This is a genomic window from Halomarina salina, assembly GCF_023074835.1.
In the GTDB taxonomy this organism is placed as follows: Archaea; Halobacteriota; Halobacteria; order Halobacteriales; family Haloarculaceae; genus Halomarina; species Halomarina salina.
Map to the genome: position 1 here is coordinate 1,093,859 of NZ_JALLGW010000001.1, position 15,214 is coordinate 1,109,072.

Sequence of the window (15,214 nt, forward strand, 5' to 3'; positions counted from 1 at the left end):
AGAGCGACGACCCGGCCGCCGGGCGAGACGCGAAACCCGTTTGTCACCCCGCGACGAACCCCGTCCGTGACCGAGTCGTACCGCACGCTCGCCGGACCTGGCGAGGCCGCCTTCGAGATTCGCGGGTCGGAGTTCGTCGGCCGCGCCCGACCCGTCCCCGACATCGACACCGCGGAGGCGTTCGTCGACGACGTCCGGGCGGAGTACGACGACGCGACGCACAACGTCCCCGCGTACCGCGTCAGGGAAGGCGACTCGACGCTCGGCGACGGGATGCTCCGCGAGTACTCCAGCGACGACGGCGAACCGTCCGGAAGCGCCGGGAAGCCGATGCTGAACGTCCTCCAGGGCCAGGATCTGGAGAACGTCGTCGTGGTCGTCACGCGCTACTACGGCGGGACGAACCTCGGCGTCGGCGGCCTCGTCCGGGCGTACTCGCGGGCGGTCAAGGAGAGCGTCGCGGCCGCGGGCGTCGTCGAGGAGGTGCCCCACGAGCCGCTCCGTATCGTCGTCGACTACGACGACTCGGGGACGGCCCGCGGGATTCTCGAGAGTACGGGCGTCGAGTTCGAGGCGGCGTACGAGGAGCAGGTGGCGTTCGACGTGCGCGTCCCGACCGCCGACGCCGACGCTCTCCGGGAGCGACTACGGAGCGCGACCAGCGGTCGCGTCGACCTCGGGTGAGCCAAAAGCGACGATGGTCCGTGGTTCCCACCAACTCGGACCAGTCGGGTGACGTGTCGAGTGCCATCGTTCCGCCAGCGCGACGGAACAGGTAGGCGTAACGCGTCGCGGGTGATGAACGTTGTGCCCGACGACTACTGTCCGCTCCCGACAGGGACGGAACGACGGGGACCGGTCCCCTGTGGGCAGTCGCTCGACGACGGTCGGTTTCGCCAGCGGCTCGCCCGTCGCGAACCGGGTGACTGGAGCGGTGTCTACAGTCGAAGCGAGGGGGTTCGTCGCGTTTCTCGACTCAGTCCTCGCCGCGGCCGCCGGTGCCGAACGCCCGGTCGCCCGCGTCGCCCAGGCCGGGGACGATGTAGCCGTTCTCGTCGAGGTGGTCGTCGATGGCGACGGTCAGCAGGTCGGCCTCGGGGAACTGCTCGCCGACGCGGATGAGGCCGTCGGGGGCGGAGACGGCGGAGACGACGAACAGGTCGGCCGGTTCGGGCTGGTCCTCCAGCACGTGGTCGAGGACGACGCACATCGTCGACCCGGTGGCGAGCATCGGGTCGGCGACGATGACCGTGTCCTCCTCCCGAATCGTGGGCAGTTTCACGTAGTCGATGGTGATGGGGAACTCGCCGCCCTCGTTCATCCCCGCGTCCTCGTCGCGCCCCGCCGAGATGACGCCCTGCCGAGCGCGGGGGAACGCCTTGAGGAGTCCCTCGACGAACGGCGTCGCGGCGCGAAGGACGTTGATGATGACCACGTCCTCCATCCCGGTGACGCGCTCGCCGGTCATCTCGGTCAGTGGCGTCTCGACGGGGACGTACTCGATGTCCATCGCGCCGTCGATGATCTCGTAGCCGGCGATGCGACCGAGTTTGACGAGCCCCTTCCGGAACGACACCTGCGACGTGGAGACGTCGCGGATGCGCGAGAGCGTGTCTCGTGCCAGCGCGTGGGTGAGTAGCGAGGCGTTACCGCGTTCCTCGATGGTCATTTTGCGAACGCTGGATGCGGGGGCGCATAACGCTGTGGAAACGTCCTCGATTCGCTACTGAAGCGTCACTGCCGGAGGACGACGAGGTACGTGAGCGCGGCGATGACGACCGTCGCGATGGCGAGGTTCTGGAGCGTGAACGCGACGAAGTCGCCCATCTCACCGAGGTACAGCGCGACCGCTGCGAACGCCGCCGAGAGCACGAGGTCGAGGACGAGCAGCACGCGGATGTCACCGTCGGCCATGGCAGTGTCTCCGTCTCCCGTCTCATAGTGCTACTGATGCCTGGGTGACGGCCCCACAGGCGCTCCAACGCCGGTAGCTACGACCCTCCGTCGTGGTATCCGCAGAACGAAAGCGGGGCGGGACGGTCACGCCCCTCGACTCTCGAAAGTTCTAATCCTTCTCCACCTGTCGTGGGTGGCGTACGTTCGAGCACTCATAAACTTCAAAAGTGATGATACTAGGTGTGTAGGCAGCAACTATACAACGAACTACGGCTTCCGGTACGACGTGCAGGTCCAGAACCGCTGGGGTCGCTCGGTCGACCCCGTCCCGTTCCTCGTCACGGCCGGCGTCGCCGGTCTGGTCAGTTACTCGTTCGTTCCGCCGTACTGCCTCTCGTTCGGACTCGACCTCGAACTCGGTCTCGCGCTCGCGACGCTGCTGTTCGTCGGGGGCAGCGCGCTCACCTACCATCGCCTCGTCTGGGCCGCTCGCCCGGACCTCCGTCGCGAGATTCCCCCCGACCAGCGCCTGCGCTCGCTGGTCTACGGCGTCCTCGTCGTCGTCGGCCTGTTCGCGCTCGTCTCCCTCCCGTTTTACGTCGGCTGACCGCGACCATCCCCCATGCGCGAGGTCGAAGTGTCACAGTTCGTCGCCGCTCCGCCCACCGTCGTCGCCCGCGTCCTGACGCCGCGAGCGGTCGTCGCCGCGGAGGGGAGCTTCGACGTCCGCGAGATAGCCACGGACGGCCCCGACGACGAGACGCTGGTCCGTGCGGGCCGTCGCGGCCTCTCCATCGTCTTCGCCTTCGAGGAGCAGGTCGACGGCGTCCGGTACGTCCAGCGCGAGGGACCGCTGGACGAACTGACGACGACCATCACCTACCGGTCGGAGAACGAGGGTACCCGGCTCACTGCGCGCTCCGAACTCTCGGTCGGTCCGAGCCTCGTCGAACGCGCCGCGGCGTGGAAGCGACGCGGCGAACTGAAGCGGGCGCTGCGGACGCTCGCCGAGGAGTGTTGAGTCCGGTGTAGAGGCGGTGGCTCCGCCGTTACGCCACGAACGTCTCGTCGGCTTCGGTGGGGAACGGGTGCGCGGTGACGACGGCGTCCGGGTCGACCAGCATCGACTCGACCCGCTCGCGAATCTCCGCCTCGTCCATCCCCTTCCCGATGAAGACGAGTTCGACCCGCCGGTCGCCGTGCTCCTCGTCCCAGTCGAGGTCCGGGTGCATCCGGCGCTGCATCTCCTGTCGAGACTCCTCCAGTCCCGCTATCCAGCGGCCGTGGACCTCGACGCGGCGGGACGGCCCGGCCTGCTCGACGTGGTAGGAGTGCTCGTCCTCGCCCGCTAGCCAGACGATACCCTTCGAGCGAATCACGCCCTCCGGGAAGTCGCGGAGGAAGTCGGCGAACGCGCCGGGGTCGAGCGGTCGTCGCGCACGCACGACGAACGACTCGACGCCGTACTCCGTGGCCGGGTCGTGGTGGTCGTGGCCTCCCTCGCCGTCGAACTCGCCCTCGGCGTGGGCGACGGCGTGCTTCCAGGCGTCCGTCTCGCTGACGGTGTCGAGGTCGAACCGTCCCGAGTCGAGCAGTTCCGCGGGTTCGACCCGCCCGTGCTCGCTCCGGACGAGGTTCGCACGCGGGTTGAGCGACCGAATCAGGTCCTCGACCGCGTCCACCTCGTCGTCCCCGACGAGGTCGCACTTGTTCAGGAGGACGACGTCTGCCGTCTCGACCTGCGCGACGAGCAACTCGCCGAGCGGTCGCGTCTCGCCCTCGCGCTCGACGCGGCCCGGTCGGTCGCGGGCGACGGCGTCCGTCTCGACCGTCTCGCCCCCTTCGACCGTCCCGCGGAACGTCGACACGTCGACGACGGTGACCAGCGTGTCGAGGTCGTACGGGGCGCTCGCCGCGCCCGTGGTGAACAGCGAGGCGACGGGCGCGGGTTCGGAGATGCCCGAGGACTCGACGACGAGGTGGTCGAACTCGCGCTCGCGGGCGAGTCGGCTCACCTCCACCTCCAGGTCGTCGCGCAGGTCACAGCAGATGCAGCCGTTCGACAGTTCCGTGACGTTGCCCGTCCGGTTCGCCACGAGTTCGGCGTCGATGTTCACCTCGCCCATGTCGTTGACGAGCACCGCCAGTCTCCGGTCGGCGTTCGTCAGCAGGTGGTCGAGCGTCGTCGTCTTCCCCGCGCCGAGCGCCCCGCTCAGTACCGTGACGGGCGTTCCCCCGCTCGCGTTCATGCGACCACCTTGGGCCAGCCGTCACTTAGCGTCCCCGTCGACGGTCGAACGCTCGGGCCACGTGAGCCCGTGAGCGCACCTCGTCCACGTCGTCACAGGGCTGGTTTATCTCCTCGCGTGACGTACTGTCGTTCTCTGATGACTACTCGTCGTGACGTACTACGGACTGGAACGGCGCTGCTGGCCGTAGTTGTCGCGGGCTGTATCGGGACGGCCCGCGAACCGAATGCTGCCGACGGGAGCGTCCAGTGGGACCACCGATTCACCGACCGGCGTGTCAGCCAGTTCCGACGGGTACTACGGGCGACGGACGGCGGGTTCTTCGCCCTCGGGTCCACCGCCGCGAGCGACCAGAGGGCGGGGGAGGGGTTCGTCGTACGGACCGACGACGACGGTACGGAGCAGTGGCGGCTGAGCGTCCCTCAGGTCGCCCTGTTGCTCGACGCCGTCGAGACACCCGATGGGGGTCTCGTCGCCGTCGGGAACGCCACTACTCGCGGCCCGTACCTCGACGGCTGGGCCGTCGGCATCACCCCCGACGGGACCGAGCGGTGGCACCGCGAACTGAGTACCGACGGGCTGAGCGACCTGACGGTCGTCGACTCGCTCCCCGACGGTGGATTCCTCCTCGGGGGAGGGCACGGCTCCCCCGACGGTGCCCGGTCGGCGTGGCTGGTGACCGTCGAGGGCGACGGGTCGGTTCGGAGAGACGTCGCGGACGCCGTGCCGGGCGTCGGCGGCCCCATCCGTGCCGTCGTCTCGACCGACGACGGCCTGGTCCTCGCGGGGGCGACCGGCGACGGGACGGCGAACGGACTGCTGGCCGACGTGGCCGCCGACGGGAGCGTCCGCTGGACGCGCGTCCTCGACACCGGAGTCACCGGCGTCCTCGCGGCCGGGGACGGCTACGTCCTGTCGAGCGCGCACTACATGGACGTCACGATGCCGCGGCTGACGAAGGTCGACAGCGAGGGGGCGGTCATCTGGAGCTACGGCTACACGCCTGTGGACGCCGAACTGTGGTTCTCGGGAGAGGCTCTCGAGGCCGACACTGACGGCGGCTACCTCCTCGCCGGGTTCACCCAGCGGTGGGACGACCCGTCGAGCGCCACACGCCCCACCGTCGCGAAGGTGAGCGCCGACGGTGCGACGGTCGAGTGGGCGCGGTCGTACGGGGACGGCGGGAGCGTCCACTCGGTGGTGGCGCTCGACGACGACTACGCCCTCGGCGGGATGATCGAGAACGACGCTCGACTCCTCCGGTTCGAGGCACCGACGTCCTCGGACGTGTCGTTACGCGTCCTGTCGGTCTAACCGGCCGTCGGCCGTCGTACGGCCCCCGAAGGACCCGGTCGCCGGACTCGTCCCCGACACGCTTTTCAGCGCCCATTGTCACCACCTTCCATGGAACTCTGGGAGCGTATCGCAGCGTTCCGCGAGCGCGTCGCCGAGGTCGCTCGCGGGCTCTACCACGGGATGATTTCGCACCCCGCGTACGAACTCGTCGAGAAGGAGGCCGAGGACCAGGAGGACGCCTTCCTGCTCGCGTGCTTCCCCGACGCGTTCGGCATCCCGTCGCCCGTCTCCTACTACACCGCCGAACTGCTGCCGTACCTCGGCGACGAGTTCGACCAGTGGGAGCGCCGGATGTGGGACCGCGAGTCGATGCTCGAACGCAAGGGCCAGCAGTACCACTTCTGATGGCCGCGATGCAGAAGTTCGTCTTCTTCGGCGGGAAGGGCGGCGTCGGCAAGACCACCGTCTCCTCGGCGTACGCCCACAAGTGCGCGACGTCGGGGCTGGACACCCTGCTCGTCTCGACGGACCCGGCACACTCGACGGCGGACGTCTTCGACCAGCAGTTCACCGACGACCCACAGCGGGTGGAGGGGTACGACTCGCTGTGGGCGATGGAGATCGACCCCGAACAGGAGGTGTCGGAGCACCTGATGGAGATAAAGCGCGCCCTCGGCGACCAGGTGAGTCCGAGCATCGTCAACGAGATCGACCGGCAGGTCGAACTCGCCCACCAGACGCCCGGCGCGCACGAGGCGGCGCTGTTCGATCGGTTCATCGAGGTGATGCGCGACTCGGAGGAGTACGACCGCGTCGTCTTCGACACCTCGCCCACCGGCGGCACCCTCAGGCTGCTCTCGCTGCCCGACTACCTGGAGGGGTGGATCGACCGCCTGCTCAGCAAGCGCGAGCAGAGCGTCGACCTCTACGAGAAGGCGGCCATCGGGAACCTCGAACCGCGACGCTCGTCGGTCGGCGACCCCATCATCGCCCGACTGCGAGAGCGCAAGCAGAACTTCGAGTTCGCGGGCGAGACGCTCCGCCAACGCTCGCAGTTCTTCCTCGTCCTCAACCCGGACGAACTCTCCCTGCGCGAGACCGAACGGGCCATGGAGAGCTACGAGGAGCGCGACCTGCCGGTCGGCGGCCTCGTGATGAACCGCCTCACGCCCAGCCCCGACCTGGAGGAGGACGGTCGCGGCGCGCGGTTCCTCCGCCAGCGCGTCGAGACGGAGCGTGCACACGTCGAGCGGTGCGAGACGGAGTTCGGACCGCCGCTGGTGGCAGTCATCGAGACACGTATCGCCGAGGTTCGTGGCGATTTGCTAGGCGAGGTGGCCGAGGAACTCGACGTATCCGTTTAAATAAACATTCGCCGTTCGGAATTAGGAAAAACGGCTGCTCAGCGCATCCTCTCTTCAGTTGAACAGCGTTTCAGTTCTATCGCATGGTAACGCTTATTGGTCGGTTTGTTCATGGTTGCTAGCAGTCATGGTACAAGTTGCCGTGTTAGTCGCGCTCTCACTCGTAACGTTCACCGTCGGGTATCTCGCGTACTCGCGGTACCTGTCGCAGTTCGTCGAACTCGACGACGCCAGGGAGACGCCAGCACACAGGATGGAGGACGGGCAGGAGTACGTCCCGTCCCAGAAGTCGGTCTTGCTAGGGCATCACTATTCGAGTATCGCGGGGGGCGCTCCTATCGTCGGTCCCATCACGGCCAGCGCGGCGTTCGGGTGGCTACCGGCCATCCTCTGGATCGCCATCGGGAACCCGCTGTTCGGCGCGGTCCACGACTTCATGTCGCTGTCGGCCAGCGTCCGACACGAGGGGAAGTCCATCGGCTACATCATCGGCGAGTACGTCGGCCAGCGGGGGAAGGACATGCTGCTGTGGTTCGCCTTCCTCACCATCATCCTCGTCATCGCCGTGTTCGCGCTGGTCGTCGCCGTCGTGTTCGACGTCTACCCGTCCTCGGCGACCGCGAGCCTGCTCTACATCATGCTGGCGCTCGTGTTCGGGGTGTACCTCTACCAGCTGAACCTCCCGTTCACCGTCGGGGCCGTCGCGTTCGTCGCGATGGTGTTCGGGGGCGTCTGGGTCGGGTTGCAGTACCCCATCGCCATGGTGGACACGGGGAACCTCCCCGAGGGAACCATCGTCCTGCTCGGAGCGGCCGAACAGTGGAGTTGGCTCCCGCTGACGGAGGCGCAGAACGCCAACCGCGCGGCGTGGGTGCCCGTGGTCGTCATCTACGGGTTCATCGCGAGCGTCCTGCCGGTCTGGGTGCTGCTCCAGCCCCGTGACTTCCTCACGTCGAGCCTGCTGTACACGGGCGTCGGCGCGATGCTGCTCGGTACCATCGTCGCCGCCGTCGTCGGGTTCGAGGCCATCACCGTCGCCGGGAACGAGGTGACGAGTCTGGAGACGAACTACGAGGCGTTCCTCGGGTTCAACAGCGAACTCGGTCCCATCTTCCCCTTCCTGTTCGTCACCATCGCCTGTGGGACCATCAGCGGCTTCCACGCGCTGGTGTCGTCGGGGACGACGGCCAAGCAACTGAACAAGGAGACCGACGCCCGGAGCATCGGCTACGGCGCGATGCTCGGCGAGGGCCTGCTCGCGACCACCGCGGTCGGTGCGTTCGCCATCATCGGGTCGGGGGACTTCCCGTCGGGGCTGGCCGGTGCGCTCGGCAACTTCCCGGCGGGCGGCGCGGCGATGATATCCGTGTTCGGCGTTCCGCCCCAGGCCGGAGCGGCGTTCATCGGCCTGGTGTTCGTCAGCTTCCTGCTCACCAGCACCGACACCGCGGTCCGACTCGGTCGCTACATGATGGACGAGATCGTCGGCGTCCCCGAGACGTCGACCCAGCGCTTCGCCACGAACCGGTACGCCTCGGCGGGCCTCCTGCTCTGTCTGCCCGCGTACCTGCTGGTCGGCAGCGGGTCGTGGTCGACGCTCTGGCCGCTGTTCGGCGGTGCGAACCAGACGCTCGCGGCACTCGCGCTGCTCGCCGCCACGCTGTGGCTCGCCAACTGGGACGACTCGAAACAGCTCGTCTCGACCGGCCTGCCGATGGCGCTGATGCTGGTCGTCACGCTGACGGCGCTGCTGTGGATCGGCATCCTCCGCGCGCCGGACGCCGCCCTCACGGCCCTGAACGACGGCCAGACCGTCACGTTCGTCTCGTCGGTGCTCCAGAGCCTCATCTCGCTGACGCTGGCCGGGCTGGCGGTCGCCATCGGCTGGATGGGCTACAAGAACATCAACCGGGTCAGGGACAGCTACACCGGCACGACACCGAGCGACGACTAACAACCACCTTTTGTACCCGACCGGGGGTTCGCTCGCTGCGCTCGCTCACCCCCGGAGGGCAAAAGCTGGAGCATTACCAGAACGGCTTCGCCGTTCTGGTTAGTAGCCAGAAATCGCTGATTTCTGGCGACAAAAGGATTCCTCGTTCACTTCGCGCACTCCGAGCGCTCTGTTCACTCGTCACCCCACTCACTCGCTTCGCTCGTTCGCGGTACAATCGATTAGAGCTACCACCACCGCACAGCACCGCTACCGTACCACTCCTCAGAACAGTCCGCGGAGTTGGTCGAGGACGCCGGTGGTCTCCTGCTCGTCGTCCCAGTGGTGGAACGCCTCGGCGACGGCGACGTCCGAGTCGACGACTCGCTGCTCGTCGGGGACGACGGCGACGAGGTTCACCTCGTAGTGGCCGTTGTAACCGTACTTCAGCATCGTCCGGTCGTCGTGGTTCGCGACGAACGACGCCACCTCGTCGGGCAGGTCCTCGACGACGACGGCGAACGTGAAGTCGGTGGCGTAGTGCTCCTCGTCGACCTCGATGTCCTCGGCGAGGTCGTGAGCGAGCGAGACGAACGCCTCCAGGTCCTCGACGCCGACGCGGGGGCGCCGGTCCACGTAGAGGTGCTCGTAGCTGTACTGGTGGCCGTAGGAGATGGCGGGGTGGAGGAACTGCTTGTGGCTGTCCATCTCCAGTCGTCCGTACAGCGGGAACCGCACGCCCCGGACCCGCTCGTCTCGCGCGAGGTCGTAGTTGAACTGGAGGCGAGCGGCGACGCCGTCGAGGTACGGGTCCTCCCACGTCGGTCGCTCGCGCGGCGAGTCGTCGCCCGCTGGGCCGTCGCTCACTGGGTCGTCGCTCGGATGGTCGGTCGGGTCGTCCGTCGTCCCCTCCGCGGTCATGGGGTCCACTGAGGACGAGCGGGCGCAAAGAGGTTCCGTCACGACGGCAGCGACACGGCTGGCGTGCAGCGCAACCCTTCCGTGGCTAGTGGACCGTCTCGTGGTCCATCTACCCTCCACGGCCGGAGAGCGCTCCGTGACCCGTGCGAACGCTTAACCAGCGCGCGTCCCAACGCGGGGGCATGAGCGAGGACGACACCGCCACCGGTGGAACGGGCAGCGCCGAGAAGTGCGGTCGGTGTGCCATGACGTCGGTGACGGGGACGTTCGAGCACGCGGAAGACCCGTTCGCCGGCGACCGCATCGAGGTGGACGACCGGTCCCTCCGGGCGGCGTCACCGTCGGCGTGGCTCTCGGGCGTTCGCGACCGTCTCGACGCGATGGCGACCCGGTTCGTCCACGGACGCTGACCGGTCGAGCGAACTGTCAGGCGATTACCGTAGCCGTCGAGGTTTTTACCATTCGGTCACCTACGTCTCGGTAGATGGAAGAGACCGTCTCCGGGTTCAGCGTCAGCGGCTCTTGGGGGGACATCGTCGAACACGGCGAACGAATCACTCGCGCCCTCCACGACATCCGCACCGACGACACCGACACGAGCATCGACGCGGAGCAGTTCGAGGAGTGGGACGAGTGGCGACCCAAGAGCCACGAGCGGATGGACACACTCAACGAGAAGACCGCCGAACAGGCAGCCGTCAACGAGGGGCGAGGTGAACGCGCGGGCAAGAGCCCCGACGAGGACCTGAAGACCGCGGGCGAGAAGCTCTCGGAGTCCTACGAGAAACTGGAGGAGGACACCGACGAGGCCGTCGACAAGTGGAGCGAGTCCATCGACTACGTCGCCCGCGCGGCCGACTCGGCGGGCCGACGCGCCCTCCGCAAGGTCGAGGGCGCGGTGTACCGCAACGTGATGACGCAGGTGTCGCCGTACTACTTCGACAACGACCTCGTCAGCGCGAACCTCCAGCGCGCCGACCGCAACGGCCCCGAGTACCGACTCGAGGTGAACGTCAACGACGACGACCTGAAGATTCACGTCTCGAACCGCCTCGCGGACTACGAGCAGTCCGTCGACCGCTGGCACATCGACACCGAGAAAGACACCGAAGTCCTCGAAGCCGTCGAGGGCGGCGACGGCGTCGACGTCCCGAAGGACAACGACGACGCCCGGCCGACGGCGAACTGAGTCCGTCCTCCCCCGAGTTCGACGCGCGCTCGACGACGGCGTGACTGCTGCCGACAATCGACCTGCGCGAGTGGCTCACACGCTCGATTCGGGCACCGGAAGGCTACACCTTCTTGTGGCGGTCCGTCCAACCTCCGACGACTAATGGCTGCCCCCGCGCTGATACTCACGCTCGTCGTCGCCGCACTCGCCAGTCTGTTCATGGCGTGGGCCATCGGCGCGGGGTCGTCCGGTTCGACACCGTTCGCCCCCGCCGTCGGTGCGAACGCCATCTCCGTGATGCGAGCGGGGTTCTACGTCGGTCTCCTCGGCCTCCTCGGGGCCGTCCTGCAGGGACAGAACGTCACCGAGGCGGTCGGCCGCGAACTCATCGGCGGGGTGACGCTGTCGCCGCTGGCCGCCGTCGTCGCCCTGTTGCTCGCGGCGGCGCTCGTCGCCGTCGGCGTGTTCGCGGGCTACCCAATCGCGACGGCGTTCACCGTCACCGGGGCCGTCGTCGGCGTCGGCCTCGCGATGGGCGGCGACCCCGCGTGGCCGAAGTACCAGCAGATAGCGACGCTCTGGGTGCTGGTCCCGTTCGTCGGCGGCGGGGCGGCGTTCGCCACCGCCCGCCTGCTCCGGAGCGAGTCCGTCTCCGAGCGTGTCGTCATCCTCGCCCTCGCCGCCCTCGTCGGCGTCATCCTCGCGAACGTCGACTTCGCGCTGCTCGGTCCGGCCGACGCCGGGGCGAGCATCGCGGACGCGGTGTTCCTCGAGACCGACCTCTCGGTTCGCTGGCCCGTCACCGTCGGCGTCTCGCTCGCGTTCGGTGTGGTCGCGGCCGGACTGCTCGCGTGGGACCTGCGTCGGGGCACCGTTGCGGCCCAGCGTCACTTCCTGCTCGTGCTGGGCGGCCTCGTCGCGTTCTCGGCAGGGGGCAGCCAGGTGGGTCTCGCCATCGGCCCCCTGCTCCCGCTGCTCGACGACCTCGCGACCACGATTCCGGTGTTCGCGGTGCTGTTCGGCGGCGGCGTCGGCCTGCTCGCCGGGTCGTGGACCGGCGCGCCGCGGATGATAAAGACGCTCGCGCAGGACTACTCCTCGCTCGGGCCGCGCCGTTCTATCGCCGCGCTCATCCCCTCCTTCGCCATCGCCCAGGCCGCCGTCTTCCTCGGCGTGCCCGTCTCGTTCAACGAGATCATCGTCTCGGCCATCATCGGCAGCGGCTACGCGGCCGGCGGTTCCGGGGTCAGCGCCGAGAAGATGCTGAAGACCGTCGGCGCGTGGGTCGTCTCGCTGGCGCTGGCGCTCGGTCTCGGATACGGCCTCTACACCGCGACGGCGTTCGTCTTCGAGATGGTCTGAGGCCAGGTGCCGCGTTCGCGCTTCCCCTGCGGCCGACCGGACCAGTCGTGCTCAGTCGTTGCTGGCCTCGGCCTCGGGTTCCTCGTCCTCGACGACGCCTTCCGTCGAGAGGCGGGCTTTCATGATTCGGGTGTTGTCGACCTGCTCGACGCGGATGACGACGCCGTCGTAGGATATCTCCTCGCCCTCCTCGACGAGGCGGCCCGCGCGGTTGAAGATGAACCCGGCGATGGTCTCGAACTCCTCGCCCTCGGGGAGGTCGATGTCGAGCGCCTCGTTCACCTCGTCGATGTTGACCTCGCCGCGGACGATGACGGTGTCCTCGTCGACGAAGTCGATGGGTTCGTCCTCCTCCCCTTCGAGTATCTCGCCGACGATCTCCTCGGTGAGGTCCTCCATCGTCACGAGGCCCTCGGTCGTGCCGAACTCGTCGATGACGATGACGAGGTGGACGCGGTTGTCGCGCATCTCGCGGAGCAGTTCGTCGACGTTCTTCGACTCGGGGACGTGGAGCGTGGGTTCGACGAGGTCGTCGAGTTCGAGGTCGCCGTGTTCGCCGTAGTTGAGGTCCCGGACCAGGTCGCGGATGTGGACCGTCCCGATAACGTTGTCGAGACTCCCCTCGTACACCGGCAGGCGAGCGTGACCGGACTGGATGCACTGACTGATGGCGTCGTCGATGTCGTCGTCCTTGTCGATGGCGGTCATGTCCAGACGCGGCGTCATCACCTCCTTGGCGATGGTGTCGTTGAACCGCAGGGTGCGCTGGAGCATCTCGCGTTCCTCCTCGTCGAGGACGCCCTCGCGCTCGCCCGTCTCGATGATGTCCTGTATCTCCTGGCGGGTGACGTAGGTCGTCTCGATGGCGCTCTGTCCGCCCGTGACCCGGTTGACGGTGCGGGTGAGGAAGTCGAACGTGACGACCAGCGGCATGAGGACGTACTCCGCGAGTTTCAGCGGCCGGGAGATGCGGAGCGCCCACGACTCCGTGTTCTCGATGGCGTAGGACTTCGGCGCGCTCTCGCCGAACAGGAGGACGAGTGCGGTGATACCGAACGTCGAGATGGCGATGCCGATCGCGCCGTCGAAGCCGTAGTACGCGAGTAATCCGGTCGTGATGGAGGACATCGCGATGTTGACGAGGTTGTTCCCGACGAGGATGGTGACCAGCAGACGGTGTGGGTCGTCCTTGAGGTGCTTGAGCGTCGTTCCCGCTGGCGTCCCCGACTCGGCGAGTTTCTGGACGCGGTGGGAGGCCAGCGAGAACATCGCGATCTCCGAGGAGGAGAAGAACGCCGACAGCATGATGAGGACGACGATAACGCCAGCACCGAGTGCCGCGAACACCGTCCCCCCGATCTCTATACCGAGGATGTCGACTGGACCGCCCGCGGCATCGGCCGACTGAAGTGCGAGCGTGGCGAGCTCGGGCGGTGTGGCTATCGAACCGGGCGAGGGGAGGGTGAGCACTGACGAGAGGCTATGGCCCATTAACGGGGAAATTTTCGCGGCAGGGAGATTAAACGTTGTCATGGTCGGTTCCACGGCGACCGGTCCCACGGTCGTCACGCACGACGGCGACACGCTTAGGGTCGGAACGACCGTCGATTCGAGATATGAGTGACCCGGCCATCACGCTCTACCGGTTGCAGGCGTGTCCGTACTGCGAACGCGTCGTCCGCGTCCTCCAGGACAACGACGTCCCGTACCGCTCCCGGTTCGTCGAACCGATGCACGCCGACCGGAACGTCGTCAAGCGCATCTCGGGCAAGCGCACCGTCCCGGCCATCGTCGACGAAAACACGGGCGTCACGATGTCCGAGAGCGCCAACATCGTCGACTACCTCGAAGCCACCTACGGCGACGAGGTGAGCGCGTAGATGCCCGACTTCGATGTCGTCGAGTTGCCCGACGCCGACCATCCCGAGGTCGGTGAGGCGGCCCCCGACTTCACGCGACCGCTCGTCAACGCGGAGTACTGGGAGAACGTCGCGCTCTCGGACCTGTACGAGGAGGGGCCGGTCCTGCTCGTCTTCCACCCGATGGACGGCGCGTTCCCCGCGACGTACATCTGGAACGAGATGCGAGACCGGGAGTGGCAACAGCGCCTCGAAGTCGTCGGCTGTTCCATCTCCTCGCCGTACGAGCACAAGACGCTCGTTCAGGAGCGGGGCATCGACTCGCGACTCTTCTCGGACCCGAGCGCCGCCGTCGCCGAACGGTACGGCATCGACCACGAACTCGACGGGATGGAGGGCATCACCGAGCCGCGCCCCGCCGTCTTCCTCCTCGACGACGAGGGCATCGTCCAGTACGCGTGGGTCGCGAGCGAGTGGCCCGCGTTCCCCGACTACGACGAGGTCGAGGCCGCCATCGCCGACCACGTCTGACCGTCTCCCATGACCGACACCCCGCCAGACCACGGCGTCACCGACGCCGCCCTCGACCGCGCCGCCGACGCCTGTCGACGCGGCGAGTGCGTCGTCTACCCGACGGAGACCGTCTACGGACTCGGTGCGGACGCGCTCGACCCGGAGGCCGTCGAGCGGGTGTTCGAGTTGAAGGGGCGCGATCGCGACAAACCGGTCTCGCTGGCGGTGTCCGAGGCCGGCGACCTCGACGACCATGTCCGGCTCTCGGAGCGCGAACGCGCCTTCGCCGAGGCGTTCCTCCCCGGTCCCGTCACGCTCGTCGCCGAACGACGCGACGCCGTTCCCGACGTCCTGACCGGCGGTCGGGACCGCGTCGGCGTCCGCGTCCCCGACCACGAGGTGGCGCTCGCTCTCCTCCGTCGTGCCGGGACGCCGCTGACCGCGACGAGCGCCAACCGGTCGGGCGCGGGGAGCGCCCGCCGGGTCGCCGAGGTCGACTCGTCCATCCGGGACGCCTGTGTCGTCCTCGACGCCGGCGAGACGCCCGGTGGTGGCTCGACGGTCGTCGACGTGGCGACGGGGACCATCCATCGCCGGGGACCGACCGCGGACGTCGTCAGGCAGTGGCTGGCCGAGCACTGAGGACGTAG

Annotated in this window: 18 protein-coding genes; 13 read left to right on the top strand and 5 right to left on the bottom strand. The window is 67.9% G+C overall.

Annotation, left to right across the window (positions count from 1 at the left end; genetic code table 11):
* The first annotated feature begins 66 nt into the window (after positions 1 to 66).
* A complete protein-coding gene (locus tag MX571_RS05545) occupies positions 67 to 684 on the top strand; it encodes an IMPACT family protein (protein WP_247414592.1) in 618 nt (205 codons plus the stop codon).
* 292 nt (positions 685 to 976) lie between these two features.
* Here MX571_RS05545 and upp read toward each other — a convergent pair whose 3' ends face one another.
* Together upp and MX571_RS05555 are read right to left on the bottom strand one after the other, a co-directional pair.
* Positions 977 to 1,669, bottom strand: coding sequence for a uracil phosphoribosyltransferase (gene upp / locus MX571_RS05550; RefSeq protein ID WP_247414593.1), 693 nt, complete (start codon positions 1,667 to 1,669; stop codon positions 977 to 979).
* 65 nt (positions 1,670 to 1,734) lie between these two features.
* A complete protein-coding gene (locus MX571_RS05555) occupies positions 1,735 to 1,914 on the bottom strand; it encodes a DUF8107 family protein (RefSeq protein ID WP_247414594.1) in 180 nt (59 codons plus the stop codon).
* Positions 1,915 to 2,182: 268 nt separating this feature from the next.
* On the opposite strand from MX571_RS05555, the gene MX571_RS05560 reads away from it, so the two are divergent.
* Together MX571_RS05560 and MX571_RS05565 are read left to right on the top strand one after the other, a co-directional pair.
* On the top strand, positions 2,183 to 2,503 hold the full coding sequence (locus tag MX571_RS05560) for a hypothetical protein (protein ID WP_247414595.1): 321 nt from the start codon (positions 2,183 to 2,185) through the stop codon (positions 2,501 to 2,503).
* A gap of 15 nt (positions 2,504 to 2,518) precedes the next feature.
* The gene (locus MX571_RS05565) at positions 2,519 to 2,917 is read left to right on the top strand and encodes an SRPBCC family protein (protein WP_247414596.1); all 399 of its coding nucleotides are present in this window, start codon (positions 2,519 to 2,521) and stop codon (positions 2,915 to 2,917) included.
* A gap of 28 nt (positions 2,918 to 2,945) precedes the next feature.
* On the opposite strand, the gene MX571_RS05570 is transcribed toward MX571_RS05565, so the two are convergent.
* Positions 2,946 to 4,145, bottom strand: coding sequence for a CobW family GTP-binding protein (locus tag MX571_RS05570; RefSeq protein WP_247414597.1), 1,200 nt, complete (start codon positions 4,143 to 4,145; stop codon positions 2,946 to 2,948).
* A 138-nt stretch (positions 4,146 to 4,283) separates the two neighbouring features.
* Here MX571_RS05570 and MX571_RS05575 point away from each other — a divergent pair, with 138 nt between their 5' ends.
* The 4 genes from MX571_RS05575 to MX571_RS05590 all read left to right on the top strand — a co-directional run bounded on the left by MX571_RS05575 (position 4,284) and on the right by MX571_RS05590 (position 8,759).
* A complete protein-coding gene (locus tag MX571_RS05575; protein ID WP_247414598.1) occupies positions 4,284 to 5,459 on the top strand; it encodes a hypothetical protein in 1,176 nt (391 codons plus the stop codon).
* A 90-nt stretch (positions 5,460 to 5,549) separates the two neighbouring features.
* Positions 5,550 to 5,846 carry a DUF7990 family protein gene (locus tag MX571_RS05580; protein WP_247414599.1) on the top strand — a complete coding sequence of 99 codons (297 nt, stop codon included), beginning with the start codon at positions 5,550 to 5,552 and terminating at the stop codon, positions 5,844 to 5,846.
* An 8-nt stretch (positions 5,847 to 5,854) separates the two neighbouring features.
* Positions 5,855 to 6,805: an ArsA family ATPase gene (locus MX571_RS05585; protein ID WP_247418433.1), complete on the top strand. Its 951-nt coding sequence runs from the start codon at positions 5,855 to 5,857 to the stop codon at positions 6,803 to 6,805.
* Between the two features lie 127 nt (positions 6,806 to 6,932).
* Entirely contained in the window at positions 6,933 to 8,759 is a 1,827-nt protein-coding gene (locus MX571_RS05590) for a carbon starvation CstA family protein (RefSeq protein ID WP_247414600.1), read from the top strand.
* Positions 8,760 to 9,023: 264 nt separating this feature from the next.
* On the opposite strand, the gene MX571_RS05595 is transcribed toward MX571_RS05590, so the two are convergent.
* Positions 9,024 to 9,659, bottom strand: a complete 636-nt coding sequence (locus tag MX571_RS05595; protein WP_247414601.1) for a DUF8052 family protein — start codon at positions 9,657 to 9,659, stop codon at positions 9,024 to 9,026.
* Positions 9,660 to 9,841: 182 nt separating this feature from the next.
* Here MX571_RS05595 and MX571_RS05600 point away from each other — a divergent pair, with 182 nt between their 5' ends.
* The 3 genes from MX571_RS05600 (at position 9,842) to MX571_RS05610 (ending at position 12,192) form a co-directional block, all read left to right on the top strand.
* The gene (locus MX571_RS05600) at positions 9,842 to 10,069 is read left to right on the top strand and encodes a DUF8007 family protein (protein WP_247414602.1); all 228 of its coding nucleotides are present in this window, start codon (positions 9,842 to 9,844) and stop codon (positions 10,067 to 10,069) included.
* Positions 10,070 to 10,143: 74 nt separating this feature from the next.
* Positions 10,144 to 10,848: a DUF5828 family protein gene (locus MX571_RS05605; protein ID WP_247414603.1), complete on the top strand. Its 705-nt coding sequence runs from the start codon at positions 10,144 to 10,146 to the stop codon at positions 10,846 to 10,848.
* 144 nt (positions 10,849 to 10,992) lie between these two features.
* Positions 10,993 to 12,192 (top strand): inorganic phosphate transporter, encoded by a 1,200-nt coding sequence (locus tag MX571_RS05610; RefSeq protein WP_247414604.1) that lies wholly within the window; start codon positions 10,993 to 10,995, stop codon positions 12,190 to 12,192.
* Positions 12,193 to 12,243: 51 nt separating this feature from the next.
* On the opposite strand, the gene MX571_RS05615 is transcribed toward MX571_RS05610, so the two are convergent.
* Positions 12,244 to 13,683 carry a hemolysin family protein gene (locus tag MX571_RS05615; protein ID WP_247414605.1) on the bottom strand — a complete coding sequence of 480 codons (1,440 nt, stop codon included), beginning with the start codon at positions 13,681 to 13,683 and terminating at the stop codon, positions 12,244 to 12,246.
* A 125-nt stretch (positions 13,684 to 13,808) separates the two neighbouring features.
* On the opposite strand from MX571_RS05615, the gene MX571_RS05620 reads away from it, so the two are divergent.
* From MX571_RS05620 to MX571_RS05630, 3 genes are read left to right on the top strand one after another with little or no spacing between them, the layout of a single operon-like run.
* Positions 13,809 to 14,072 carry a glutaredoxin family protein gene (locus MX571_RS05620; protein WP_247414606.1) on the top strand — a complete coding sequence of 88 codons (264 nt, stop codon included), beginning with the start codon at positions 13,809 to 13,811 and terminating at the stop codon, positions 14,070 to 14,072.
* A complete protein-coding gene (locus MX571_RS05625; protein ID WP_247414607.1) occupies positions 14,073 to 14,582 on the top strand; it encodes a redoxin domain-containing protein in 510 nt (169 codons plus the stop codon).
* Between the two features lie 9 nt (positions 14,583 to 14,591).
* Complete coding sequence (locus MX571_RS05630) at positions 14,592 to 15,206, top strand: L-threonylcarbamoyladenylate synthase (protein ID WP_247414608.1); 615 nt, start codon at positions 14,592 to 14,594, stop codon at positions 15,204 to 15,206.
* Positions 15,207 to 15,214 lie beyond the last annotated feature (8 nt).